Annotated in this window: 21 protein-coding genes; 13 read left to right on the top strand and 8 right to left on the bottom strand. The window is 65.6% G+C overall.

Going from position 1 to position 23,501, the window contains the following annotated elements:
- Positions 1-8 precede the first annotated feature (8 nt).
- The 4 genes from BW970_RS15660 to BW970_RS15645 are packed head-to-tail and all read left to right on the top strand — an operon-like array spanning position 9 to position 3,207.
- Complete coding sequence (locus BW970_RS15660) at positions 9-887, top strand: branched-chain amino acid ABC transporter permease (RefSeq protein WP_076533160.1); 879 nt, start codon at positions 9-11, stop codon at positions 885-887.
- On the top strand, positions 884-1,819 hold the full coding sequence (locus BW970_RS15655) for a branched-chain amino acid ABC transporter permease (protein WP_076533158.1): 936 nt from the start codon (positions 884-886) through the stop codon (positions 1,817-1,819). Before BW970_RS15660 ends, BW970_RS15655 begins: the two co-directional genes overlap by 4 nt.
- A complete protein-coding gene (locus tag BW970_RS15650) occupies positions 1,807-2,511 on the top strand; it encodes an ABC transporter ATP-binding protein (RefSeq protein ID WP_083701310.1) in 705 nt (234 codons plus the stop codon). The genes BW970_RS15655 and BW970_RS15650 overlap by 13 nt, the downstream gene beginning before the upstream one ends.
- Positions 2,512-3,207, top strand: coding sequence for an ABC transporter ATP-binding protein (locus BW970_RS15645; protein WP_076533156.1), 696 nt, complete (start codon positions 2,512-2,514; stop codon positions 3,205-3,207).
- 4 nt (positions 3,208-3,211) lie between these two features.
- Here BW970_RS15645 and BW970_RS15640 read toward each other — a convergent pair whose 3' ends face one another.
- Together BW970_RS15640 and BW970_RS15635 are read right to left on the bottom strand one after the other, a co-directional pair.
- Positions 3,212-3,910, bottom strand: coding sequence for a sugar transferase (locus tag BW970_RS15640; protein WP_076533154.1), 699 nt, complete (start codon positions 3,908-3,910; stop codon positions 3,212-3,214).
- Positions 3,911-4,366: 456 nt separating this feature from the next.
- Positions 4,367-4,582 (bottom strand): hypothetical protein, encoded by a 216-nt coding sequence (locus tag BW970_RS15635; protein ID WP_076533152.1) that lies wholly within the window; start codon positions 4,580-4,582, stop codon positions 4,367-4,369.
- Between the two features lie 260 nt (positions 4,583-4,842).
- Here BW970_RS15635 and smc point away from each other — a divergent pair, with 260 nt between their 5' ends.
- Positions 4,843-8,298 (top strand): chromosome segregation protein SMC, encoded by a 3,456-nt coding sequence (gene smc / locus BW970_RS15630; protein WP_076533150.1) that lies wholly within the window; start codon positions 4,843-4,845, stop codon positions 8,296-8,298.
- A gap of 73 nt (positions 8,299-8,371) precedes the next feature.
- Here smc and BW970_RS15625 read toward each other — a convergent pair whose 3' ends face one another.
- Positions 8,372-9,346 (bottom strand): quinone oxidoreductase family protein, encoded by a 975-nt coding sequence (locus BW970_RS15625; RefSeq protein WP_076533149.1) that lies wholly within the window; start codon positions 9,344-9,346, stop codon positions 8,372-8,374.
- Between the two features lie 247 nt (positions 9,347-9,593).
- On the opposite strand from BW970_RS15625, the gene BW970_RS21115 reads away from it, so the two are divergent.
- Entirely contained in the window at positions 9,594-9,926 is a 333-nt protein-coding gene (locus BW970_RS21115) for a DUF6525 family protein (RefSeq protein WP_076533147.1), read from the top strand.
- Here the strand turns inward: BW970_RS21115 and BW970_RS15615 are convergent.
- Both BW970_RS15615 and BW970_RS15610 read right to left on the bottom strand, forming a co-directional pair.
- Complete coding sequence (locus BW970_RS15615) at positions 9,853-10,611, bottom strand: DeoR/GlpR family DNA-binding transcription regulator (RefSeq protein ID WP_076533145.1); 759 nt, start codon at positions 10,609-10,611, stop codon at positions 9,853-9,855. The genes BW970_RS21115 and BW970_RS15615 overlap by 74 nt on opposite strands.
- 107 nt (positions 10,612-10,718) lie before the next feature.
- Positions 10,719-13,034 (bottom strand): Tex family protein, encoded by a 2,316-nt coding sequence (locus BW970_RS15610; protein WP_076533143.1) that lies wholly within the window; start codon positions 13,032-13,034, stop codon positions 10,719-10,721.
- Between the two features lie 123 nt (positions 13,035-13,157).
- On the opposite strand from BW970_RS15610, the gene BW970_RS15605 reads away from it, so the two are divergent.
- Positions 13,158-14,330 (top strand): amidohydrolase, encoded by a 1,173-nt coding sequence (locus BW970_RS15605; RefSeq protein ID WP_076533141.1) that lies wholly within the window; start codon positions 13,158-13,160, stop codon positions 14,328-14,330.
- 71 nt (positions 14,331-14,401) lie between these two features.
- Here the strand turns inward: BW970_RS15605 and BW970_RS15600 are convergent, their stop codons facing one another.
- Positions 14,402-14,752: a hypothetical protein gene (locus tag BW970_RS15600; RefSeq protein WP_076533139.1), complete on the bottom strand. Its 351-nt coding sequence runs from the start codon at positions 14,750-14,752 to the stop codon at positions 14,402-14,404.
- Between the two features lie 213 nt (positions 14,753-14,965).
- On the opposite strand from BW970_RS15600, the gene BW970_RS15595 reads away from it, so the two are divergent.
- The 5 genes from BW970_RS15595 to BW970_RS15575 all read left to right on the top strand — a co-directional run bounded on the left by BW970_RS15595 (position 14,966) and on the right by BW970_RS15575 (position 19,927).
- Positions 14,966-15,952 carry a glutathione S-transferase family protein gene (locus BW970_RS15595; RefSeq protein ID WP_076533137.1) on the top strand — a complete coding sequence of 329 codons (987 nt, stop codon included), beginning with the start codon at positions 14,966-14,968 and terminating at the stop codon, positions 15,950-15,952.
- A 60-nt stretch (positions 15,953-16,012) separates the two neighbouring features.
- Positions 16,013-16,933 carry an adenosylcobinamide-phosphate synthase CbiB gene (cbiB, locus tag BW970_RS15590; protein ID WP_076533135.1) on the top strand — a complete coding sequence of 307 codons (921 nt, stop codon included), beginning with the start codon at positions 16,013-16,015 and terminating at the stop codon, positions 16,931-16,933.
- Positions 16,934-16,990: 57 nt separating this feature from the next.
- Positions 16,991-18,154 (top strand): lytic murein transglycosylase, encoded by a 1,164-nt coding sequence (locus BW970_RS15585; protein WP_076533134.1) that lies wholly within the window; start codon positions 16,991-16,993, stop codon positions 18,152-18,154.
- Entirely contained in the window at positions 18,154-19,074 is a 921-nt protein-coding gene (locus tag BW970_RS15580) for a glycosyltransferase family 2 protein (protein WP_076533133.1), read from the top strand. The genes BW970_RS15585 and BW970_RS15580 overlap by 1 nt, the downstream gene beginning before the upstream one ends.
- 139 nt (positions 19,075-19,213) lie before the next feature.
- On the top strand, positions 19,214-19,927 hold the full coding sequence (locus BW970_RS15575; RefSeq protein WP_076533132.1) for a GntR family transcriptional regulator: 714 nt from the start codon (positions 19,214-19,216) through the stop codon (positions 19,925-19,927).
- On the opposite strand, the gene BW970_RS15570 is transcribed toward BW970_RS15575, so the two are convergent.
- Together BW970_RS15570 and BW970_RS15565 are read right to left on the bottom strand one after the other, a co-directional pair.
- Positions 19,896-20,837: an NADP-dependent oxidoreductase gene (locus BW970_RS15570; protein WP_200799300.1), complete on the bottom strand. Its 942-nt coding sequence runs from the start codon at positions 20,835-20,837 to the stop codon at positions 19,896-19,898. The genes BW970_RS15575 and BW970_RS15570 overlap by 32 nt on opposite strands.
- A 49-nt stretch (positions 20,838-20,886) precedes the next feature.
- Positions 20,887-21,789 (bottom strand): LysR family transcriptional regulator, encoded by a 903-nt coding sequence (locus tag BW970_RS15565; protein WP_076533131.1) that lies wholly within the window; start codon positions 21,787-21,789, stop codon positions 20,887-20,889.
- A 105-nt stretch (positions 21,790-21,894) separates the two neighbouring features.
- Here BW970_RS15565 and BW970_RS15560 point away from each other — a divergent pair, with 105 nt between their 5' ends.
- On the top strand, positions 21,895-23,496 hold the full coding sequence (locus tag BW970_RS15560; protein WP_076533130.1) for an AMP-binding protein: 1,602 nt from the start codon (positions 21,895-21,897) through the stop codon (positions 23,494-23,496).
- The last annotated feature ends 5 nt before the right edge of the window (positions 23,497-23,501 follow it).

The raw sequence follows: 23,501 nt of genomic DNA, 5'->3' as shown, positions 1-23,501 counted from the left end.
GACTGCCCATGATTTCCGGCCCCTTCCTGTTGCTGGCCCTGATGGAGGGCACGGTCATGGCCGCTGTCCTTGCGCTGACGGCGGTCGGGCTCAGCCTGGTGTTCGGCGTCATGCGGGTGGTGAATGTCGCCCATGGCGAATTCTTCATGCTGGGCGCTGTGCTGGCGTGGTTTGTTGCGCAGGCGGTTCCGGGGCCCGCCTGGGTGGCCTTTCTGGCGGCCCTTGTCCTTGCGCCGCTGATCGTCGCGGCCATGGCGGCGCTGGCGGACTGGGCGGTGCTCAAGCGGCTGGGATATGAGCCAGAGGCCACCATCGTGGCCACCATCGGCCTGTCCTACATCCTGCAACAGGCTGCGCTCAGCTTTTTCGGCCCCGATGCCCGACCGATCGAGGCGCCGTTCGTCTGGCGCATCCAGTTTCCGTGGTTCGGGTATTCGGGGTACAAGATTGTCGTGGTCGTGGCAGCGGTGGCTGTACTGGTTGCGGTCTGGGTGTTGATGAACCGCAGCCGCGCCGGTCTTGTCATGCGGGCCACCCAGATCGACAGGGATACGGCGCGGGCCTTTGGCATCAATGTGGACCGCGTGTATGCGATGGTCTTTGCGCTTGGGGCGGGGCTGGCGGCGTTGGCGGCGGTTCTTCTGGTCCCGATCCAGCAGGCGCATTATCTGATGGGGCACGATCCGCTGTTGCTGTCCTTCATCGTGGTCATCATTGGCGGGCTGGGCTCGATCCGCGGTACGCTGATCGCCGCTTTGGTGATCGGGCTGTCGGATGGGGTGATCTCGTTCTTCTGGTCGCCCACGCTGGCCAAGATCCTGGCGACACTTTTCGTCGCGCTGGTTCTGGTGTTCCGCCCGCAGGGCCTGTTCGGAGAGCGGACATGACGCGCGATCTGGCCCTGCATCTGGCGGTGATCCTGGCGCTTGCCGGGCTCAGCATGGTTCTGCCGCCCTATCACCACACCAATACCGCCCGCATCCTGCTGTTGGCGGTCTATGCCATGGGGTACAACATCGCCTTTGGCTATACGGGCTTGCTGAGCCTTGGCCATGCGCTGTTCTTTGGTGCGGGCATGTATGCCACGGGGTTGCTGACGCACCACGGCGGCTGGTCGGCGCTTGCGGCGCTGCCCATGGGGCTTTTGGCCGGTGGTGCGCTGGCGCTGGCGATCGGCTTGCTGGCGCTGCGCACTGCGGGCGTCAGCTTCATGATCGTGACGCTGATGTTCGCGCAGGCCGGCTATCTGACGGTGATGTATTTCACCAGCTACACGCGCGGCGAAGAGGGGTTCAACCTTGCACGGGCATCGCGTGTCATCGGGCCACTTGACCTGTCGCAGGATTCAACCCGCTATGCCGTCGCGCTGGCGATCTTCGGCGCTGCGTTGCTGGGGCAACTGGTTCTTGTGCGGTCGCGCCTGGGGCGGGTCATGGTCGCAATGCGTGAGAACGAGGACCGCAGCAGGATGCTGGGATATGATCCGTTCCGGGTCAAACTTGCGGCGCTGGTGCTTTCGGGGGTTTACGCGGGAACGGCCGGGGCGGCCTATGGCGTCATGTTCGGCTATGTCGGGGCAAGTTTCGTGGCGACGCAGTTTTCCATCCTGCCGCTGCTCTGGGTGTTGCTGGGTGGCGCTGGCACCACGCTGGGGCCGGTCCTGGGTGTGGCGCTGATGTTCTATCTGATCGACATCGCGTCCAGCTATACCACAGCCCATCTTGCGGTGATCGGGGGGGCGCTGCTGGTGCTGGTTCTGTTCGCGCCGCGCGGTGTGCTGGGTGCGGTGCGTGAAAGGTGGGTCAGATGGCTGCCGTGATCCTGTCGGCGCGCAGGCTGACCCGGCATTTCGGCGGGGTCAAGGCGGTTGATGGCGTTGACCTCGATCTGCACCATGGCGAGATTCACGCCCTGATCGGGCCGAACGGGGCGGGCAAGACCACGCTGGTCGGCCTGCTGTCGGGCCGTATCGCCATGCAGGCCGGCACGATCATCCTGGGCGGCGAGGATATTTCCCGCTTGCCCGCCCATGCGCGGGTGGCGCGGGGCATTGCCTATACGTTCCAGATCACCTCGATCTATGCGCGGCTTTCGGTGTTCGACAATGTCGCGCTTGCGGTGCAGCGCCATTCGGGCGATCTGCGGGCCGGAACTCTGGCCGCGCTGGCGCGTGTGGGGCTGGATCATCTGGCGGACCAACGCGCCGGGACGCTGGCCTATGGTCATCAGCGTTTGCTGGAAATCGCCATGGGCTTGGCGCTCCGGCCGCGGCTGCTTATTCTGGACGAGCCGACGCAAGGTCTTGCCGATGCGGAAATTGCCACTTTCAAGACACTGGTCCGGGGGCTGGTTCCCGCCGCCACTGTTCTGCTGATAGAGCACAACATGGACGTTGTGATGGATCTTGCCCAGAACATCACCGTGCTGAATTCCGGCCAGGTCCTCGCCACGGGTACACCTGCGCAGATCCGGGCCAATCCGGCGGTTCAGGCCGCCTATCTGGGGGGCTGAATGCTGGAACTGGCAGAGGTCGATGGCGGGTATGGCGCGGTGCAGGTTCTGCGCGGCCTCGGTCTGAGCGCCAAGGCGGGCCAGATCACCTGCGTCATGGGGCGCAACGGCGCAGGCAAGACAACCATGCTGCTGGCGATCATGGGGCAGGTTCGGGTGACGGCAGGGCGGATTGTCCTGGATGGACAGCCGATCCACCATCTACCCGCGCATGAGGTGCCGGGTCGGGGGATCGGCTATGTGCCGCAGGGCCGTCGCCTGTTCGGCCCGCTGACCGTGGCCGAGAATATCGAAGTGGGCCTGATGACGCGCCGAAAGGGCGCTGCAACCCGCGAACATGTGCTGAATCTGTTTCCGCGCCTGCGCGAGCGTCTTGGCCAGACGGCTTCAACCTTGTCGGGGGGGGAACAGCAGATGCTGGCGATTGCCCGCGCGTTGTGCCTGGAGCCCGCAGTTCTGCTGCTGGACGAGCCGACAGAGGGGCTCCAGCCCTCGATGATCACGCTTATCCGCGAAACCATCCTGTCCTTGAAAGCCGCCGGTGTGGCGGTTGTGCTGGTAGAACAGCGGGTCGATGCCGTGCTGTCCGTCGCAGATCATGTGGCCTTTGTCAGCGGCGGGCGGGTTGCAGAGACCCTGCCGATCAGCGCCTTGACCAGCGAAAGCCCCCAATTCGAACGCTATGTCGGGGTCTGACGGTTCAGCACCCGGTTCCTTTGACAACGACGCCCACGGTGCGGACCAGAATTTCCGCATCGGTCCGGAACGACAACTCCCGCTCGTACTCGCTGTCGAAATGCGCCCGCGCGGCAAAGGTTGTCTTGTTGCGGCCGGCGGTCTGCCAATATCCGGTGATGCCGGGACGCAGTTCGTAATAGGCGGTCGACGGGTACAGCACCTTTTGGCTCACCATCATCGGGCGCGGGCCGACAAGGCTCATGTCGCCGATCAGAACATTGAACAGTTGGGGCAGTTCATCCAGCGATGATTTGCGCAAGAAACGGCCAAAGGATGTAATCCGGGGGTCATCCTGAAGCTTTTGCGTTTCGTCCCATTCGCGCCGCGCTGCGGGGTCGCTGGCCAGATGCGCGATCATCCGTTCATCGGCATCGGTCACCATGCTGCGCAGTTTCCACATCCGGAAGGTGCGGCCGCCCTTTCCAACCCGGTCCTGCGCATAGAACGGGCGCCCACCATCCCGCATCACCGCCAAGGCAAGCATCATGATCAGCGGCACCACGAACGGGGCAGCCAGAACGACGATCACGACATCCAGCAAGCGTTTCAGACCATGGCGATAGACCCCGCGCTGTCGGTACCCTGTATCGGCTGGCTGGTGCGCATTGATGCCGCCCGGCAGATCGGCATCGGTTTCGAAGCGTCCGTAGGTCAGGGTCATTGTGGCTCTCTCTGCAACAGTCGGCGAGGTACTCGCAACACACTTCCGGGCACAAGAAAGCGGTTCGCGCGAAACGCACGCTTCCTGTTCTGTCCAAAACTTGGAATTGCGGCAGCTTTCCAAACACTCGCAATCATTTACCTTTACCCCTTCATTTTACCGATTTGGGGTCATGATGCGAATGGGAAATTGGCGTTTTGCGGGTCAGATCCGCAACCGCAGGCGCCGCCGTCCTGCCGTTTCTCTGCCGCAATCACGCCACAATGTCTGCGCGCACAACCATGGGTATATTCGCGGCCAAGCCACGGCAGCGCGTCATCCCGCTGATTCGCCCGCTTGGTCGGGGAGCATGATCAAGATGTGGGGAGGTATCGGCGGCAGGCACACGCGCAAACGCCGGGCCGCAAGGCCCGGCATGGCTTGTGCCATTGTTTCTGGAATGGTGGAAATCGCGCCTCAGCCCTGCGCGGTGCTCAGCCCGGCCTGTTCAGCGGAATGCTGGCTGCGGGCAAGCTGGCGCAGACCGGCCATCGCTATTGCCGCGAACATCCCCACCATGCCCCCTGCCACATAGAGGCCGACCGACGACATCAGGCCCTGCCCGGTCACAAGTCCGGCAATGAAGGACACAGAACCCGCCACGATGCCAACAAGGATGGATGCCATGATCATTTGCCGACTCCGTATTTCGCCTTGAAACCAAGCTGCCGACACAATGAGGCGAAATCAGGGCAAAGGTCGTGCAATCCCGTGGCGCGCTGGCCCGGTTCGGTCCGCTGCCTGAGGGATCCGCAGGGCTGCCGCGGGCCGGGTCCGGGCAATGCCTGCCCTATCTGGTATTTGCGGTGTGCGCGGAGCCGAAATCTGGCGTATCAGCTTGACTCGCGCGCGCGCGCCCGAGACGATGCATGCCCGATAGACCGGAGTGCCCCTTGCGATTCACCCGCCTGCGCCTGAATGGCTTCAAGAGTTTCGTCGATCCGACGGAACTTCTTATTGCCGACGGCCTGACCGGGGTGGTCGGTCCGAACGGCTGCGGAAAATCCAATCTGCTGGAGGCATTGCGCTGGGTCATGGGCGAAAACCGCCCCACGGCCATGCGTGGCGGCGAGATGGAAGATGTGATTTTCGCCGGCGCCGCAACCCGTGGCGCCCGCCATTTCGCCGAGGTTGCGCTGAGCATCGACAATTCCGACCGGCTGGCCCCGTCGGGGTTCAACGATGCGGATGTTCTGGAAGTCAGCCGCCGGATCACCCGTGACGCTGGGTCCGCCTATCGCGCCAATGGCAAGGAGGTGCGCGCCAAGGACGTCCAGATGCTGTTCCTCGATGCCTCGACCGGGGCCCATTCGCCTGCATTGGTGCGGCAGGGGCAAATCTCTGAACTGATCAACGCCAAGCCCCGCAGCCGCCGCCGCGTGCTGGAAGAGGCGGCGGGAATCTCGGGCCTCTATCAGCGACGACACGAGGCGGAATTGCGCCTGACCGCGGCTGAAACCAACCTGACCCGTGTCGATGATGTGCTGGAGCAGTTGGCCCAGCAACTGGCGACATTGGCCCGCCAGGCCCGTCAGGCCGCACGATACCGCGAAATCGGGGTCGATCTGCGCCGCGCCGAAGGAATGTTGCTGTTCCGCCGCTGGCACGAGGCCGATACAGCCCGCATGTCGGCGTTGCGGCAATTGTCCGAGGCGATCCATCTGGCTTCTGCCGCAGAAGCCGCGGCGCGCAAGGCGGCCACCGACCGTCAGAACGCCGAAGACAGCCTGCCGCCCCTGCGCGAGGAAGAGGCGATCGCTGGGGCCGTCCTGCAACGTCTGCTGGTGCAGCGCGACGCCTTGTCAGATCAGGAATCGCGCGCGCGCGAAGCGGTGGAGGCGCTGCGCGCGCGGATCGCCCAGTTGCAGCGCGATGCCGAACGAGAGGCGGGCCTGAACCGCGACGCCGGCGAGACCCTCGCCCGGCTGGAGTGGGAGCTCGATCAACTGGCTCGCGCGCAAGAGGGCGAGCCGGATCGGCTTGCCGAACTGTCCGACGCGGCCCGCGAGGCGGCATCCGTTCTGGCGTCGCGTGAAAGCGATCTTGCCGAGGCAACCGAAGATGCCGCCCGCCTGTCGGCCCGCCATCAATCGGCGCAGCGCCTGGTGCAAGAGGCGACGGCGGCGCTGGAGAAGGCGCGCGCCGAGGTGGCCCGCGCCGTCTCTGCGGCCGAGGCCGCGTCGGAGGGTCTGCACCGCGCCGCCGAAGATCAGGCCATCGCCGAAGAGGCACAGGCCGAGGCGGCCACAATGGTCGAAGATGCTGAAGCCGCGCTGGCCGGGACCGAACTCGCGCGTGCCGAGGCCCAGTCGCGCGAGGCCGAGGCCCGCGCTGCGCGCTCGTCCGCCGAAGGCGAGGCCAACGCCCTGCGCGCCGAGGTCGCCGCCCTGGCCAGGTTGGTGGACAGGGAATCCCAGGCCGGCAGCCAGCTGCTCGACCGTCTGGTGGTGGAACCGGGATACGAGGCCGCGCTTGGCGCCGCCATCGCCGATGACCTGCGCGCGCCGGAAATCCTCGATGATGGTGTGTCTGGCTGGGCGCTTCTGCCAGACTATGACGAAACCGTTCCGCTGCCTCAGGGGGCCAGCCCGCTGGCGGCGCATGTCGGCGCCCCGCCGGTGCTTGCCCGGCGTCTGTCGCATGTCGGGCTGGTGGAGGCCGCCGACGGACCCCGGCTGCAGACCGCCCTGCGCCCCGGTCAGCGTCTGGTCAGCCTCGACGGTGATCTATGGCGCTGGGACGGGTTCCGGGCGGCTGCGGCCGACGCACCTTCGGCGGCCGCGCTGCGCCTGCGTCAGTTGAACCAGCTTGTCCAGTTGAAGCGGGATCTTGAAGAGGTATCAGCCCGCGCCGACGGGGCTCGTGCCGCGCATGAGGTGCTGACAGGGCGGCTTGCGGACCTGTCCCGCGCCGATCAACTGGCCCGCGAGGCGCGGCGCATGGCAGAGACCCACGTGACCGAGACCAACCGTGCCTTGTCGCGGGCCGAAGCCGAAAGGTCCATCGCGGCAGGCAAGCTGGAATCGGCCCGGCTTGCCCAGACCCGCTATCAGTCCGATGCGGACGAAGCTGCCGAACGGCTGTCCGAGGCCCATGAGACCCTTGCAGACCTTCCCGATTTGCCGGACGTCCGCGCCACGGTCGAGGCGCTGAAATCCACGGTCGAGGCCGCCCGTCTCGCCATGATCGCCCGCCGCTCTGCCCATGACGAGGCGCGCCGCGAGGGCGAGGCCCGCACCCGCCGCCGCCAGGAAGTGACCAAAGAGCTCTCGGGCTGGCGCCTACGGCTGGACACCGCCGAGAAACGCGCCGCCGAATTGCAGGAGCGCCGCGAGGCGGCAGAGGAGGAACTGGCCGAGGCCAGCGCCGTGCCCTCTGACATCGCGGCGCGGCGCGAAGACCTGTTGGAGGCGATCAACACGGCCGAGACACGGCGCACGGCGGCACAGGATGCGCTGGCGGCCGCCGAAGGCGCGCTGCGCGACGCACAAGGCGCCGAACGCGCCGCCGAACGCACGGCAGGCGAGGCCCGCGAAACCCGCGCCCGCGCCGAGGCGCGCGCCGAGGCCGCCAGGGAAACCGCCACCCTTGCCGCCGAACGCATTGCCGAGGAAACCGACGGTACGCCTGCGGCTCTGCTCGAGACGCTCAAGATCGACCCCGAGGCCATCCCGCCATCGGACCAACTGGATCTGGAAACCCAGCGCCTGCGCCGTGCGCGCGATGCACTTGGCGCAGTGAACCTGCGGGCAGAGGATGACGCAAAGGCCGTGCAAACCGAACACGACACATTGCGCGCCGAGAAAGACGATCTTGAAGAAGCCATCCGCAAACTGCGCGCCGGCATTGCCAGCCTGAACCGTGAAGGCCGCGAACGCCTGCTTGCGGCCTTTGATCAGGTCAATGCCAGCTTTTCCACGCTGTTCACCCATCTGTTCGATGGTGGCGAGGCGCGGCTGGTGCTGGTCGAATCCGACGATCCTCTGGAGGCGGGGCTGGAAATCATGTGCCAGCCACCGGGGAAAAAGCTCTCGACGCTCTCGCTTCTGTCGGGCGGCGAACAAACCCTCACCGCTCTGGCGCTGATCTTTGCGGTCTTCCTGGCCAATCCTGCTCCGATCTGTGTGCTCGACGAGGTGGACGCCCCGCTGGATGACGCCAATGTCACCCGGTTCTGCGACTTGCTGGACGAGATGACCCGGCGCACCGAAACGCGGTTCCTGATCATTACCCATCATGCCGTCACCATGTCGCGCATGGATCGACTGTTCGGTGTGACGATGCAGGAACAGGGCGTCAGCCAACTGGTCAGTGTCGATCTGAAACGCGCCGAGGCCCTGGTCGCCTGACGTATCTGTTTCATCTTGCCCGAAATACCCCGGGGTCCGGGGCGGCGCCCCGGCCCGCAGGTCGGGCCACTCCCTACGGCACCAGAATCGTCGCCCCGGTTGTCGCCCGCGACTCCAGCGCCCTGTGTGCATCTGCCACCCGGTCCAGCGGAAATCTCTGGTCGATGCGGATCTTCACGGCCCCCGAGATGACTTTGCCAAACAGATGTTGCGCCATCGCCTGGCAGTCCTCATGCTTTGCGATATGCACAAAGACGCTGGGCCGGGTGATCTGCAACGCGCCCTTGGCCCCGAGCTTGAGCAAATCCACTGGCGGCGCCACACCCGAGGCATTGCCGAACGAGATCATCATGCCCACCGGCCGCAGACAGTCCAGCGATCCTTCAAAGGTCGCGGCCCCGACCGAATCCATCACCACATCGACGCCACGTCCGCCTGTCAGATCCCGCACTTTCGGGGCAAAGGCGCCGTCGCGGTAATTGATGGCCTCCGACGCGCCATGATCCAGCGCCAGCTGGCATTTTTCGTCCGATCCCGCGGTGGCAATCAACCGGATCCCCTCTGACCTGGCCCATTGGCAGGCAATCAGGCCCACGCCCCCGGCTGCGGCATGAAACAACACGGTATCCCCGGCTTTCAGCGGGACCGTGCGGTGAAACAGATACTGCACCGTCAGCCCCTTGAGCATCATCGCCGCCCCTTCCTCAAAGGAAATGGCGTCCGGCAGCGGGCAGACCTGCGCCGCGGGCATCACCCGAGCCTCGGTATAGGCGCCCGGCGGTTGCGATGCATAGGCGGCTCGGTCTCCGGCTTTCAGGTGGGTCACACCCTCGCCAACCGCCTCGATCACACCGGCGGCCTCCATGCCCAAGGCGCAGGGCAGTTGAAGCGGATAGACCCCGCTGCGCTGATAGACATCAATGAAGTTCAGCCCCACCGAGTGGTGGCGAATGCGCACTTGCCCTGGCCCCGGTTCGCCGACGGGCCGGTCCTCCAGCTCCATCGCCTCGGGTCCGCCGAATGCCTTGATCACTACGGTTCTTGCCATGCTCCACCCCTGGCTGATGCTCCGCATCGCACTGCGGATCTGCCGACATCGTATCGCGCAAGGCTGCCAGCGCAAGGTCGGCTTTCAGGATTGATTGTTACGATATAACATACTAACCCATGCGCGCAGCAATCGAGACCGACATGATCCAGACCCACGGCCGCCCTCGCCCTCGCCCCTGCTTTCACCCCCGTTCTGCACCGGCCCGTTGCGACCGGGGCTCGGACTGCCACGCGGGGGCGCAGACATGAGGCGAAATCTGTCCACCCGCCTGCCGCGTCGTAAAGCGGCGCCGATGTCGGCGTTCGACCGCCTGCCTTCCGGGTTGCGCAACTGGTTGCATCAGGCGGTCCTGCCCTGGTCCGCGGCCTCGGCGCTGCGTGCATGGCAACGGGCCTTGCGGGATTGCGGATGCGAAACGACGGCGCGCGCCCGGCTGTCCGCGATGGAAGCGCGCCTCATCGCCCGCGATGCAGCGCGGATCTGGGGTCCGGCCCATCCTGCGCTCACGCCAGATATATCGTCGTTCCCCATTCCTCACAGGCCCGTGCCAGAGGGTCCGGCAACGGCAGATCGGTAACGAGCCCATCCAGATCGGCCAGCGATGCCAGGCGCACCGGCGCCTGTCGTGTCAGTTTGGACGCATCCGCCACCACCAGCCTTTGCCGTGCCTGCCGCAGGATTGTGCGGGCCACCCGCACTTCGGCAAGATCGAAATCCAGCAGGTCGCCGTCACCGTCCAGCGCCGAACAGCCGATCACCGCACGGTCAACCTTGAATTGCTCGAAGAACTGGGTGGTCAATTCTCCGATCAAGCCGCCGTCTGCCCGGCGCAACGCACCACCGGCCACCATGACCTCGCAACTTTCATTGGCCGCCAGAATATTGGCCACGTTCAGGTTGTTCGTCACCACAGTCAGATTGCGGTGCCCCAGCAGGGCCTGCGCCACGGCTTCGGTCGTGGTGCCGATGTTCAGGATCAGACTGGAATTGTCCGGGATCAATGCCGCACAGGCCGCCGCGATGGCGGCCTTGGCCTCGGCATTGACACCGCGACGTTCCGACCAGGCGGTATTCGCCACACCGGGGCGCACCACCGCGCCACCATGCACCCGGTCCAGCAATCCGGCATCCGCCAATTCGCCCAGATCGCGCCGGATGGTCTGCAAGGTGACTGAAAATCGCTCGGCCAGATCCTCGACCACCACGCGGCCCTCGCTGCGCGCAATATCCAGAATCTCGCCTTGTCGGAAACTCAGTGCCATCCGCCCCTCCAGATCTGCGGCCCCTTCGCTGCGATCCCGTCAGCCTCGGGGTATGGGGGGCAAGCCCCCGATCCCCGTTTCACCACTGGCGCAATGGTCCGGTCAGGTCAACGCTTGCGCATTGCATCCAGCAAGGCCGCGCCGAACCCGCCCGGTGCGTCGCTGCCCTTTGGCCCGGACGACATTGGTCCGCGCCCGCCCTTGGCCGGTGAGGCACCGCGTTTCGGCGCATCGTCGCGTCCGGCACCATCCTTGCGCATGGTCAGCGCGATGCGTTTCCTTGGCACATCCACCTCGACCACGCGCACCTTCACCACATCGCCAGCCTTCACCACCTCATGCGGGTCTTTCACGAAACGGTCGGCCAGTTGGCTGACATGGACCAGCCCGTCCTGATGCACGCCGATATCCACAAAGGCGCCAAAGGCCGCCACGTTGGTCACGGTGCCTTCCAGCAGCATTCCCACCCGCAAATCGGTGATCTCCTCGACCCCATCGGTGAAGGTGGCGGTCTTGAAGGCAGGCCGGGGGTCGCGGCCGGGTTTTTCCAGTTCGGCCAGAATGTCCTTGACCGTGGGCACCCCGAACCGCTCGTCGGCAAAGTCGCGCGGTTCCAGACGGCGCAGGGGGGTGGGGTCGGCCATCAAGGCGCGCAGGTCACGGCCGCAGGCGGCCACGATCTTGCGGGCCACGTCATAGGCTTCGGGGTGGACGGACGAGGCATCCAGCGGCTCCTTGCCGCCCGGAATGCGCAGAAAGCCCGCGCATTGTTCAAACGCCTTGGGGCCCAGACGGCTGACTTTCAGCAGATCGCGCCGGGTGGCAAACGGGCCATGGGTATTGCGATGGCTGACAATGGTGTCTGCCAACCCCGGCCCGATCCCCGCGACCCGCGCCAGCAACGGCGCCGAGGCAGTGTTCAGATCCACCCCCACGGCGTTCACGGCATCCTCGACCACGGCATCCAGCGCACGGCCCAGCCTATACTGGTCCACATCGTGCTGATATTGGCCCACGCCGATGGATTTTGGCTCGATCTTCACCAGTTCGGCCAGCGGATCCTGCAAACGCCGGGCAATCGAAACGGCACCTCGCAAGGACACGTCCAGATCGGGGAATTCCTGCGCCGCCAGTTCCGATGCGGAATAGACCGAGGCGCCAGCTTCGGAGACCACGACCTTGGTGGGCTTGCGGCTGCCTGGCAGCAGGGCCAGCAGATCGGCCACCATCTTTTCCGTCTCGCGGCTGGCGGTGCCGTTGCCGATGGCGATCAGATCGACGCCATGTTTCACGATCAGTGCGCCCAGCGTGGCCTGCGCCCCCCGCAGGTCGTTCTTGGGCTGGAACGGATAGACTGTGGCGGTTTCCACCACCTTGCCGGTGGCATCCACCACCGCCACCTTGACCCCGGTGCGGATGCCGGGATCCAGCCCCATGGTCGCACGCCCCCCCGCTGGCGCCGCCAGCAGCAGATCCTTGAGGTTGCGGCCAAAGACCCGGATCGCCTCGTCCTCGGCCCGCTCGCGCAGTTCCATCATCAGATCGACCGTCAGCGAGGGGCGCAGCTTCACCCGCCAGCACCAGCCTGCGACGGTGGCCAGCCAGTCATCCCCCTTGCCGCCGCGCGCCACGGACAGCGCGCCCTTTACCATGCTTTCGGCCCGGCCCATGCCCGGAGCGGCATCCGGGTCGATCTCCAGATCGAGGCTCAGGAAGCCCTCGTTCCGGCCGCGGAACATGGCCAGCGCGCGGTGCCCGGCGCAGGTGCCAAAGGGTTCGGAATGTGCGAAATAATCAGAAAACTTGGCGCCCGCCGCCTCTTTGCCGTCCAGCACGTGCGAACTCAGGCGCGCATCGCGGCGCAACAGGTCGCGCAGGCGGGTCTTGAGATCGGCATTCTCGGCCAGACCTTCGGCGATGATGTCGCGCGCACCGTCCAGCGCGGCCTTGGTATCCGTCACCGCCTCGGTGATGTAGCCTGCGGCCAGCACGGCGGGATCGGCGGCGCGGTCGGCCAGTATGGCATCGGCCAGCGGCCCCAGCCCGTTTTCGCGCGCGATCATCGCTTTGGTGCGGCGCTTTTGCTTGTAGGGCAGATACAAATCTTCCAGCTCTGCCTTGGTGACGGCCCCGGCGATCTTGCCTGCCAGATCGTCGGTCATCTTGCCCTGTTCGGTGATCGCGCCGATCACTGCCTCGCGCCGGGCCTGCAACTCGCGCAGATAGACCAGCCGTTCGGCCAGATTGCGCAACTGGGTGTCGTCCAGCCCGCCCGTCACTTCCTTGCGGTAGCGTGCAATGAACGGCACCGTCGCGCCACCATCCAGCAGTTGCACGGCCGAAGCGACCTGATCTGGCCGCGCGCTGATCTCGGCGGCAATGATCTGGGCGATCTGGCGGGCAGGATCGGGCGAGGGGGCCATGGCGCAACCTTTCGTCTGGGACCGGAGGGGCAGGTAACCGCAATGACCCCCAGCCCGCAAGTCCGGGGTTGCAGCCGCCGCGCCCGCGCGCCAGCATGTGATCAACTCATCAAGGAGCGCCCCATGGCCATTCTGTCGCCCATCGCCGACCACGCCGCCGAACTGACCGAGATTTACCGCGATCTGCACGCTCATCCCGAACTGGGCTTTGAAGAGGTGCGCACCGCTGGGATCGTGGCGGAAAAGCTGCGCGCCTGGGGGGTGGACGAGGTGCATGAAGGCGTGGGCGGCACCGGCGTTGTCGGCATCGTCAAGGGCAAGGGCCGGGGAAACCGCCGTATTGGCCTGCGGGCCGATATGGATGCCCTGCCGGTGACGGAAACCACCGGGCTGCCCTATGCATCGACCGTGCCGGGCAAGATGCACGCCTGCGGGCATGATGCCCATACGACCATGTTGCTGGGCACCGCCAAATATCTTGCCGAAAACCGCGATTTCGACGGCACCGTCGTGTTGATCTTTCAACCCGCCGAAGAAGGCATGGGCGGCGCGCGCCGCATGATCGCCGAAGGGCTGTTCGACCGCTTTCCCTGTGACGAGATCTACGGGATGCACAATTCCCCCAATGGCAAGCCGGGCACATTCGGGATTACCAGGGGCGCGGCCATGGCGGGCGCCGCCTTCTTCGACATTCGCATCACCGGCAAGGGGGCCCATGCCGCCCAGCCGCACAACGGCAAGGATTCGCTGCTGATCGCCGCCTCGCTGGCCAGCGAGTTGCAGACGATCCACAGCCGCAACCTGCATCCGCTGGATATGCTGGTGCTGTCGGTGACGCAGCTTCATGCCGGCACCGCCTACAATGTCGTGCCCGAGACCGCGACCCTTGCAGGCACGATCCGGTATTTCAAGGACGAGGTCTATGAGATGGCGGCCCGCCGGATGCAGGAGATCTGTGCCGGTTTCGCCCAGGCCCATGGCGTCCGGATCGAGGCCGAATTGCGCAATGCCTTTGATGTGCTGGTCAATGACGCCGATCTGTCGGACGCCTATCTGGAGGCGGCGCGCGATATCGTGGGTGAGGACAAGGTCAGCGATACCGAGGAACCTGCAACCGGATCCGAGGATTTCGCCGACATGCTGCGGCTGGTGCCCGGCGCCTATTGCCGGGTGGGCCATGCGGGCACCGTGGGGCTGCACAACCCAGGCTTTGTGCTGGATACCGAGGTGCTGCCGGTGGGCGCCTCCATCATGGCGCGGCTGGTCGAGCGGCGCCTGCCGTTGGCCGCGGGCTGAGAGGTCGAGGCGGGGGTTTCACACCCCCGCACCCCCGTGGGGTATTTGTGGCAAGATGAATGGGGTCGGGATCAGTTCCGTGGCAGAAGGGTCACGGGAAGATCCTCTGGCAGTTCGTAATCCAGGGCCGCGCGGGTCAGGATCGGTGTGGCGCGTTTGAAGGTGCAGATCAGTTCTGCATCGGTCACGTCGCTTGCCACGATCAGGCATGACAGCAGCGGGCGCGACCCTTCGTGGATCTCGACAAATCCGCGCAGACGGTTCAGGCGGCTGGCCTCGACCGCGAAGCCGTCGTCCCAGAGGCGCAGAATGGGAAAGACCGCATCCCCCAGGTGCAGCGCGAGTTTGCGGCGTCGCGCCGGGGCGCGGCGACGGGCGCGTTCCAATCCTTCGCGGACATCGGCAGGCAGAAATTCCAGCATCGCAGTTTCCTTCCCTGTGTCACAGAGTGACGCAGCCTGACGCGAATTCAAGCGATTCCAGGCCGTTCGATGCAGTTATGAAGCGGCGTTGCAACGCCATCACGACTGTGGCGTGCCCATTGTGCGTCTGCGCAGCCCCTTCTGCGCCCTGCGACAAGGTTTCCATGGAGGTTCCGGCCCCTTACGTTCGTTCCAACAGAAAAGGAAGTTTGCATGGGACAACTTGTGAATGGGGTCTGGGATCCCGCCTGGTATGACACGGCCAGCACCGGAGGCCGCTTCGAGCGCACGGTGACGAAATTCCGCAACTGGATCACGCCGGACGGTGCGCCGGGTGCATCGGGGGACGGTGGCTTCAGGGCCGAGGCGGGGCGCTATCATCTCTATGTGTCCTATGCCTGCCCCTGGGCGCATCGCACGCTGATCTTCCGTGCGCTGAAAGGGCTGGATGGGTTGATCGACGTTTCGGCCGTGCACCCTGACATGTTGGAGGATGGCTGGACCTTTGACACAGGATTTCCCGGTGCCACGGGTGACCGTCAGTTCGACGCGCCGTTCCTGCGCGACATCTATACCCGCGCGGTGTCGGATGTGTCCGGGCGCGTCACCGTGCCGGTGCTGTGGGACAAGCAGAGCGGGCGTATCGTGTCGAACGAGAGCGCCGAGATCATCCGCATGTTCAATTCGGCCTTTGATGGATTGACCGGGAATGATCTGGATTTCTGGCCCGAGGCCCTGCGTGCGGACATCGAGGAGGTGAACCGCCGCGTCTACAGAGGCTTCAACAACGGGGTTTACCGCGCGGGCTTTGCCACGTCGCAATCTGCCTATGACGAGGCTGTGCGCGAGGTGTTCGAGACGATGGACTGGCTGGAGACCCATCTGTCGCAAGAGCCGTTTCTGGTCGGCGGACGGGTGACCGAGGCGGATTGGCGGCTGTTCACCACGCTGGTACGGTTCGATCCGGTGTATCATCTGCACTTCAAGTGCAACCGCAACCGGCTGGTCGATTTTCCGAATCTGTGGGCGTATACACGGGCGCTCTATCAGGTGCCGGGTGTGGCGGATACGGTGCGGATGGATCATATCGTGCGGCACTATCACTATAGCCATGACACGATAAATCCCAGCCGGATCATCCCGATCAATCCGAGGCTCGACTTCCTGGCGCCGCATGATCGGGGCAATCCCCGGCTCTGACGGGACTGGACGGGCGCACGGCGCTGCACGATAACGACCGCGCGCCATGCCGGAGGCCCGATGCACGCCCTGCTGTTGATTCCCGCGATGCTGCTGGATGGCTGGCTGGGCGAGCCACGCTGGGTATGGGGCCGCTGGCCGCATCCGGCAGTGCTGATGGGCCGGGCCGTTGCGGCGCTGGACGGGGCGCTGAACCGGGGCGCCCGCCGCAAGATGCGGGGGGCCGTGGCCGTGGCGGTTCTGGTGCTCGGGGCAGGCGCCCTGGGTCGTGGGATTGCAAGTCTGCCCTTCGGCTGGATGTGGGAAATTCTTGGCGCGGCGATCCTGATGGCGCAGCGGTCGCTGGCCGATCATGTCCAGGCGGTGGGCGACGGGCTGCGCCTGTCGCTGGCCGAGGGGCGGCGCATGGTCGGCCGGATCGTGGGGCGTGACACGGCCGCCATGGACGAACCGGCCGCCGCACGGGCGGCCGTTGAAAGCGCCGCCGAGAACCTGTCGGATGGTGTGGTCGCACCCGCCCTGTGGTTCCTGATCGGAGGGTTGCCGGGGATCTTGGTCTACAAGGTGGTGAACACCGCCGACAGCATGATCGGCCATCGGACACCCAGGCACGAACAGTTTGGCTGGGCAGCGGCGCGGCTGGACGATGTGCTGAACCTGATTCCGGCACGGCTGACGGCGGTGCTTCTGGCGCTTGCCGGATGGCGGCCCGACGCGGGCAGGGTGGTGTTGCGGGATGCGCCGCGCCATCGTTCGCCCAATGCAGGCTGGCCCGAGGCGGCGATGGCGGTTGTGCTGGGGATCGCCGTTTCGGGGCCGCGCAGCTACCACGGGGTAATGACCGATCAGCCCTATGTTCATCCCGAAGGGCGCCGCGATGCCGGGCCGGACGATATTGACGCTGCTGTGCGGTTGCTATGGCGGGTCTGGGCGCTGTTGCTGGTCGGGATTGCCATGATCGCCGCAGCTTTGGCGGGATAATGCCCTTTTCCCCTGCGGCTGACCGGCTATGCTGCCCCGACCTTCGCGGAGACGCCCATGCGCCTGATCCTTGCCCTGATGCTTGCCGCCAGCCCGGCTCTGGCCGAGGTGCCTTGCGGTGGGGCGTTCGGTCCCTGGCTTGATGGCGTGAAGGCCGAAGCCATTGCGAATGGCCATTCCCCCGCGCAGGTCGATCGGTTCTTCCGCTCTGCCGTACCGGATCCCAGGGTTCTGGCGGCCGATCGTGCGCAAGGGGTGTTCCGCAGGACCTTTACCGAGTTTTCCCGCAACTTGATCAGCCAGAACCGGGCCGATACCGCCGCCGCCAAGGGCCGCGAGCACAAGGCGCTGTTCGACCGGGCCGAGGCCGAATATGGCATTCCGCGTGGCATCCTGCTGGCATTCTGGGCCTTTGAAACCGATTTTGGCGGGTATCAGGGAAATTTCAACACGCTGAACGCCCTGGTCACCCTGTCGCATGATTGCCGGCGCCCGGCGCTGTTCCGACCGCAGACGCTGGCGGCGCTGCGGCTTTGGGAACAGGGCGGGATGGATCCGGCAACGACGACCGGCGCCTGGGCGGGCGAGATCGGTATGGTCCAGATGCTGCCGGTCGATATTCTCGAACGGGGCGTCGATGGCGATGGCGATGGAAAGGTGTCGCTGAAAACCTCGGTCCCCGATGCGATCCTGTCGGGTGCGAACATGCTGCGCCATCACGGTTGGCGCTCAGGCGAGCCGTGGTTGCAGGAGATCACCGTGCCCGAGACTCTGGATTGGGCGCAGACGGGCGTGGACAAGGCCCTGCCCACCGCGCAATGGGCCGCCATGGGCGTTCGGGCGCGTACAGGAGAATTGGCCCTGGGGCTCCCCGGATCGGTCCTGCTGCCACAAGGGCGCAAAGGGCCGGCGTTCATGGCCTATCCGAATTTCCAGACCCTGTTCGAATGGAACCAGAGCTTCGTTTACGTCACGACGGCGGCCTATTTCGCCACCCGCATCGAAGGCGCGCCGGTGTTTCGCCCTGGAACGCCGGACGCGGCGCTGTCCACCGAGCAGATGCAGACCTTGCAGCGCAGATTGCAGGCGCGCGGGCATGATGTCGGTGGGGTTGACGGGATTCTGGGCGCAATGACCCGGATCGCGGTCCAGAAGGAACAGAGCCGCCTGGGCCTGCCCGCCGATGCCTGGCCGACGGTTGCCCTGCTGGGGCAGTTGTGATGGCCCGCCTTCCCCGCTGGGGGGTCGCGGCGACCGTCAAGGCTCCGGTCGAGCAGGTTCTGGCCTTTGCCGCGCATCACCTAGACCTTGGCGCGCAGCGCATCTGGCTGCATTTCGATGACCCGGCCGATCCGGCGGCCGATCTGCTGACCGGGCAGCACCGCGTGACCGTCATCCGCTGCGATGACGGATACTGGCGCGATCTTGCGGGCGAGCGCCCCGACACCCATCAGGTCCGGCAGGTCAAGAACATTGGCCGTATTCTGCGCAAGGCCCGCGTGGACTGGATCGCGCATATTGACGTGGACGAATTCCTTCTGGCCGATGTCCCCGTGGCCGATGTCCTTGCAGATCAGCCGGCTGACCGCTTGATCCTGCGTGCCGAACCGTGGGAGGCCCTGCACGACCCCGCCCTGGCCGATGACATCTTCACCGCGCGCGCCTTTCGCCGGCAGTTGCCCGAGGACTCCGAGGCCCTGGCGGCACGGCTCTACGGGCCCTTGGGTCAGCTTCTGGACAGGGGAATGCTCAGCCATATCGTCGGCAAGTGCTTTTTCCGCACAGGGGTCAAGGGCATGGTGCCCCGAATTCACGGCGCGCGGATGAAGGATGGCGACTGGGTGTTCGGCGGCCGGTTCCATCCCGACCTTGCGCTGTTGCACTTCCATGCCCAGGATGCAGAATTGTGGAAGGCGCGCCTGCCCTATCGCTTGTCCAAGGGCGCGTATCAGTACCGCCCGGCCATGCAGGCGTGGCTGCAAGGCGCCAATGATGCGGGAATTGATCTGTTCTATGACCGGGTTCAGCAGGCCCGCCCGGATCTTGTCCTCGCCCTTGCCGGGCATGGTCTGCTGCGCGAGGCGGATCTCGGGTTGCGCGCCAAGGTCGCCGCGCGCTTTCCCTCGCTGATCCCCGCATGACCCCGGCGTCGTTCATCTTGCCCCAAATACCCCCGCCGGAGGCATCCGACGCCACCAGATGCGCTGCGGCAGGGGCTTTGCATCCGGCCACCGTCTTTGGCACAGTGGCGCGACGGCAACAGGATTTCAGATATCGCCAATGAAAACGCTTGCAGATTCCGCTCATGCCGCCTTGCGGCGCGATATCATCTCGGGCGCACTGGCACCGGGAATGCCGCTGCGCATGGCGTTTCTGTGTGATCGGTACGGCATGGGCATGTCGCCGCTGCGAGAGGCGTTGAACCGGCTGCAATCCGAACGCCTTGTCACGGCCATCTCGTTGCGCGGGTTCTTTGTGGCGCCGCTGACTGTGGACGAACTGACCGACACCACCGATACCCGTATCCTCATCGAGACACAGGCGCTGGTCCGTTCCATTGCGCGGGGCGACGAGGATTGGGCAGACGCGGTGCGAACCGCCTTGCAGGATCTGCTGGAGGGGGCCGCGCGACCCGATGCCGACCGGCTGGAACGATTGCACCACCGTTTTCATCACGCGCTTGTGGCAGCCAGCGGGTCGCGCTGGCTGCTGGATCTGTTCGAGAAACTCTATTCGGAATCAGAGAGGTTCCGCTTTCATGCCCTGACGGTCGAGGCACGCGACGGGACACGCGATCTGGCGGCTGAACATCGGGCGATTGCCGAGGCTGTGCTGGCCCGTGATGCCACGCGCGCGGTGGATCTGCTGACAGCGCATTACCGCCGCACCGAGACCGAGCTGGCGGCGCGTCTGCCCCCGCCCGAGGGCCCGCCCCGCCCCCGCAGGCGGTCGAAACCCGCTCTCACGTCCGAAGGATCAGCCGCCCCCGTGTGACTTCGCCTGCGGCAAGGCGGCGCTGCGCTTCGGCGGCCTGATCCAATGGCAGGATGTCGGCGATCTGGGCCCGCAGCACGCCGCGTGCGGCAAGTGACATCACCTCTGACACCACATCGGCATCGTCGGTGATCATCGCGCGTGTGACGCGCACGCCGAATTCGGTGCTTCGGTCGGTGATCGTTGCGGCGGTCAGCCACACCAGATGCCCACCCGGCGTCAGCATTGCATAGCAGGCATCATGGACTGCCCCCCCCATGAGGTCAAAGACCACATCCTGCGGCGGCACATCGGCACTGGCAGGTCCGTCATAGGCGATCACATGCGCGGCCCCGAGCCCGCGCACATAGTCTGCATTCGCGGCGCGACAGGTCGCTGTGACCTCGGCGCCCAGATGCGCGCACATTTGTACGATCAGCCCGCCAACCGCCCCCGCGCCCGATTGCACCAGAACACGCTGACCTGACCGCACCTGTGCCGTGCGCATCACGGCGATCCAGGCGGACAGCCCGGCATTGACCAGCGCGGCAGCGGCATCAAAGTCCAGTTCGTCCGGCAGCGGAACCACCAGATCCGCATCGGCCAGGACGAATTCCGCATGGGTTCCGGCCTGACCGGCGGGCGGCGCCATGACGGCGACCCGGTCGCCGGGCGCCAGCCGCGAAATGCCCGGTCCACATGCCACGACCCGCCCGGCGCCATCGCGGCCGGGAGTCTTGGGAAAGCTCAGGGTGAAGTGCTGTTGCAGCAGACCGGCCCGCATCTTCCAGTCCAGCGGGGCCACGCTGGCCGCGACCATTTCCACCAGCACCTGACCCTTGGCAGGTTCCGGCACAGGGATCTGATCAACCGAAATCACCTCGGGCCCGCCGTGTTGGACATACCGGGCTGCGCGCATCATCGTGGCCATGGAACTCTCCGTTCTTGTCTTGGCAAGGTGCGCGCGTCACCGGGATGTTTCAAGCCTGAAGAGTCTGGCTTGCTGCGAGTTCGGTCAGAATTGCGGTGAAGTGGACCAAGGCAGGCGGGGCATCGCCGCGCCGGTGCACAAGCGACAGTTGCAGGCTGACATCGAGATCCCGGATCTCGACAAACCGCACACCATGCGGCGGGCGCCACACCTGCTGCGAATTGGCGAGCGCGCAGCCGGCGCCAGCGCTGACCAGTGCCAGAATCTCGGTTTCCGCCATCAGTTCCACCACATAGCGCGGCGCTACCCCCGCGCGGCGGAACGCGGCTTGAATATCGTCAAAGAACTTGGGGCTGCCCCGGCGTTGAAAGCCGATCAGCCGCTCACCCGCCAGGTCCGCGATGGATACCGTCGCGCGCGCGGCAAGGGGCGATTCGACCGGCACGGCCAGTATGGCCGGATGATGAACCAGCGGTGTCGCTGCCAGATCGTCCGCAGGTTCGGGGTTGTAGACCAGCGCGGCGTCGGTCTGGCGTTGGCGCAGCGCGGCGAGTTGCTCGGACGTGGACATCGCAAGCAAGGCCAGTTCGATCCCCGGATATTCGGCGCGGAATCTGCGGATCGCATCGGGCAGCAGCCCCTGCCAGGCGGCCGCTTCGATGAAGCTTAGCCGCAAGGTGCCAAACTGCCCGGCCGCCGATGCGCGCGCGGCGCTGATGGCGCGGGCGATCAGCCCGTTCAATCCCCTGATTTCGTTCAGGAAGGTGCGGCCTGCCGGTGTCAGGCGAACCCCGCGCGGCAGGCGCTCGAACAGATCTATTCCCAGTTCGGTCTCCAGCAGCTTCATCTGCCGGCTCAGCGCGGGCTGGGCAATGCGCAGACGCTGGGCAGCGCGGCCAAAGTGCTCGGCCTCGGCAATGGCGATGAAATACTGGATCTGTCTTAGCTCCATGGAGTTTGATAACAAATCGGTATCAATCCTGCAAACGTTTTGAATTGGAAACACTGCCGGGCGGCGCGTAGCCTGACCTTACGAAAGCATCAGGGGGCGGTCGCAATGGCACAGGTTTCATCACCGTATCAGGCGTTCGCCCGTACGGCGGCCCGCCGCCCCGATCTGACCTTTGCGCTGGCGCCCGCTTCGGCCCGGTTGCCCTGGGCGCCCGAAGGCTTTCGTATCAGCTATGGCGAGGCGGCTGCCGATGTGGCGGCCTTGCGGGCGGCCTATGTGGCGGCGGGCTATGGCCGTGGGTCACGGCTGGCGCTGCTGATGCAGAACCGCCCCGAGTTCTTGCTGCATTGGCTGGCGCTGAATGCCATCGGCGCGTCCATCGTGCCGCTGAACAGCGATATGCGCCCGGACGAGTTGCGCCACCAGATGACGGTCTCGGTCGCCGAGGCCGTGATTGCGGTTCCGGGCTTTGATACCCTGCTTGCGGGTGTGCCCGAGGGTATTCCGGTGGCCAGCCCCGACGCGCCGCCGCCTGCCGCCCGTGCCATCCGGGTGCCGGATGGCGGCCATCCTGAGGACGAAGCCGCGCTGTTGTTCACATCGGGCAGCACAGGTATGCCCAAGGCCTGCATCCTGTCGAACCATTACTTCCTGAATGTGGCGGAATGGTATGTCTCTATGCCCGGTCTGGGCGCCATGACGCCAGATGCCGAGGTTTCGCTGACCCCGCTGCCGTTCTTTCACATGAATGCACTGGGCTGCACGGCGGTCGGGATGATGCTGATCGGCGGGGCCATCGTGCCGCTGGACCGTTTCCACCCGGATCGCTGGTGGGCAACCATTGCCGACAGCGGCGCGACCATCGTGCATTCGCTTGGCGTCATCCCCGCGATCCTGTTGCAGCGCCCGGCGACGCCCGACGACACCCGGCACCGGGCGCGGTTCACCTTTGGCCCCGGCGTCGATGCCCAGCACAAGATCGACTTCGAGGCGCGGTTCAATCTGCCGATCATCGAGGGTTGGGCGATGACCGAAACCGGCGGGTCAGGCGTGACCGATACGGCGGGCGTCTCCTACGAACCGGGTCGGCGTTGCATCGGTCGGCCGCGTGCCGGGATGGAATGGCGCATCGTGAACGATGCCGACGAGGATCTGCCCCTTGGTCAGGCCGGAGAGCTTCTGGTTCGGTCGGCGGGGGCCGATCCGCGACGCGGCTTCTTTTCGGGCTATCTGGGCAACCCCGAGGCGACAGAGGAGGCATGGCGCGGGGGCTGGTTCCATACCGGCGACATCGTTGCCGCCGACGCGGCCGGGCTGCTGTATTTCGTGGACCGCAAGAAAAGCATCATCCGTCGCTCGGGCGAAAATATCTCGGCGCTGGAGGTCGAGGCGGCGCTGGCCGCAGATCCCGCAGTCAAGGCCGTGGCCGTGACGCCCGTGTCCGATCCCGTGCGCGACGAGGAAGTGTTTGCCTTTATCGTGCCCGCAGACGAAAGCCCCGATGCGGCTGCCCTGCTGGAACGGGTCGCCGATCGGCTGTCCTATCACAAGCTGCCGGGCTACGTGCTGTATGCCGAGGCGCTTCCGGTCAGTTCGACGCAAAAGCTGCAACGCGGTCAGATCAAGTCCGATGCCGAGGCAGCGGTCTCTGACGGGCGCGCGCTGGACCTGCGGCGCACCAAGGGTGCGCTGCGCAAGGCGCACTAGCAAGA

The sequence above is a fragment of the Gemmobacter megaterium genome (assembly GCF_900156815.1).
GTDB classification, from domain to species: Bacteria; Pseudomonadota; Alphaproteobacteria; order Rhodobacterales; family Rhodobacteraceae; genus Wagnerdoeblera; species Wagnerdoeblera megaterium.
Note: the sequence above shows the minus strand (reverse complement) of the source record. Positions and strands in the feature narration are given on the sequence as shown.

Coding starts and splice junctions, on each gene's coding strand:
- BW970_RS15660 (WP_076533160.1), top strand. CDS start 9: ATGATTTCCGGCCCCTTCCTGTTGCTGGCCCTGATGGAGGGCACGGTC.
- BW970_RS15655 (WP_076533158.1), top strand. CDS start 884: ATGACGCGCGATCTGGCCCTGCATCTGGCGGTGATCCTGGCGCTTGCC.
- BW970_RS15650 (WP_083701310.1), top strand. CDS start 1,807: ATGGCTGCCGTGATCCTGTCGGCGCGCAGGCTGACCCGGCATTTCGGC.
- BW970_RS15645 (WP_076533156.1), top strand. CDS start 2,512: ATGCTGGAACTGGCAGAGGTCGATGGCGGGTATGGCGCGGTGCAGGTT.
- BW970_RS15640 (WP_076533154.1), bottom strand. CDS start 3,910: ATGACCCTGACCTACGGACGCTTCGAAACCGATGCCGATCTGCCGGGC.
- BW970_RS15635 (WP_076533152.1), bottom strand. CDS start 4,582: ATGATCATGGCATCCATCCTTGTTGGCATCGTGGCGGGTTCTGTGTCC.
- BW970_RS15625 (WP_076533149.1), bottom strand. CDS start 9,346: ATGGCAAGAACCGTAGTGATCAAGGCATTCGGCGGACCCGAGGCGATG.
- BW970_RS21115 (WP_076533147.1), top strand. CDS start 9,594: ATGAGGCGAAATCTGTCCACCCGCCTGCCGCGTCGTAAAGCGGCGCCG.
- BW970_RS15615 (WP_076533145.1), bottom strand. CDS start 10,611: ATGGCACTGAGTTTCCGACAAGGCGAGATTCTGGATATTGCGCGCAGC.
- BW970_RS15610 (WP_076533143.1), bottom strand. CDS start 13,034: ATGGCCCCCTCGCCCGATCCTGCCCGCCAGATCGCCCAGATCATTGCC.
- BW970_RS15605 (WP_076533141.1), top strand. CDS start 13,158: ATGGCCATTCTGTCGCCCATCGCCGACCACGCCGCCGAACTGACCGAG.
- BW970_RS15600 (WP_076533139.1), bottom strand. CDS start 14,752: ATGCTGGAATTTCTGCCTGCCGATGTCCGCGAAGGATTGGAACGCGCC.
- BW970_RS15595 (WP_076533137.1), top strand. CDS start 14,966: ATGGGACAACTTGTGAATGGGGTCTGGGATCCCGCCTGGTATGACACG.
- cbiB (WP_076533135.1), top strand. CDS start 16,013: ATGCACGCCCTGCTGTTGATTCCCGCGATGCTGCTGGATGGCTGGCTG.
- BW970_RS15585 (WP_076533134.1), top strand. CDS start 16,991: ATGCGCCTGATCCTTGCCCTGATGCTTGCCGCCAGCCCGGCTCTGGCC.
- BW970_RS15580 (WP_076533133.1), top strand. CDS start 18,154: ATGGCCCGCCTTCCCCGCTGGGGGGTCGCGGCGACCGTCAAGGCTCCG.
- BW970_RS15575 (WP_076533132.1), top strand. CDS start 19,214: ATGAAAACGCTTGCAGATTCCGCTCATGCCGCCTTGCGGCGCGATATC.
- BW970_RS15570 (WP_200799300.1), bottom strand. CDS start 20,837: ATGGCCACGATGATGCGCGCAGCCCGGTATGTCCAACACGGCGGGCCC.
- BW970_RS15565 (WP_076533131.1), bottom strand. CDS start 21,789: ATGGAGCTAAGACAGATCCAGTATTTCATCGCCATTGCCGAGGCCGAG.
- BW970_RS15560 (WP_076533130.1), top strand. CDS start 21,895: ATGGCACAGGTTTCATCACCGTATCAGGCGTTCGCCCGTACGGCGGCC.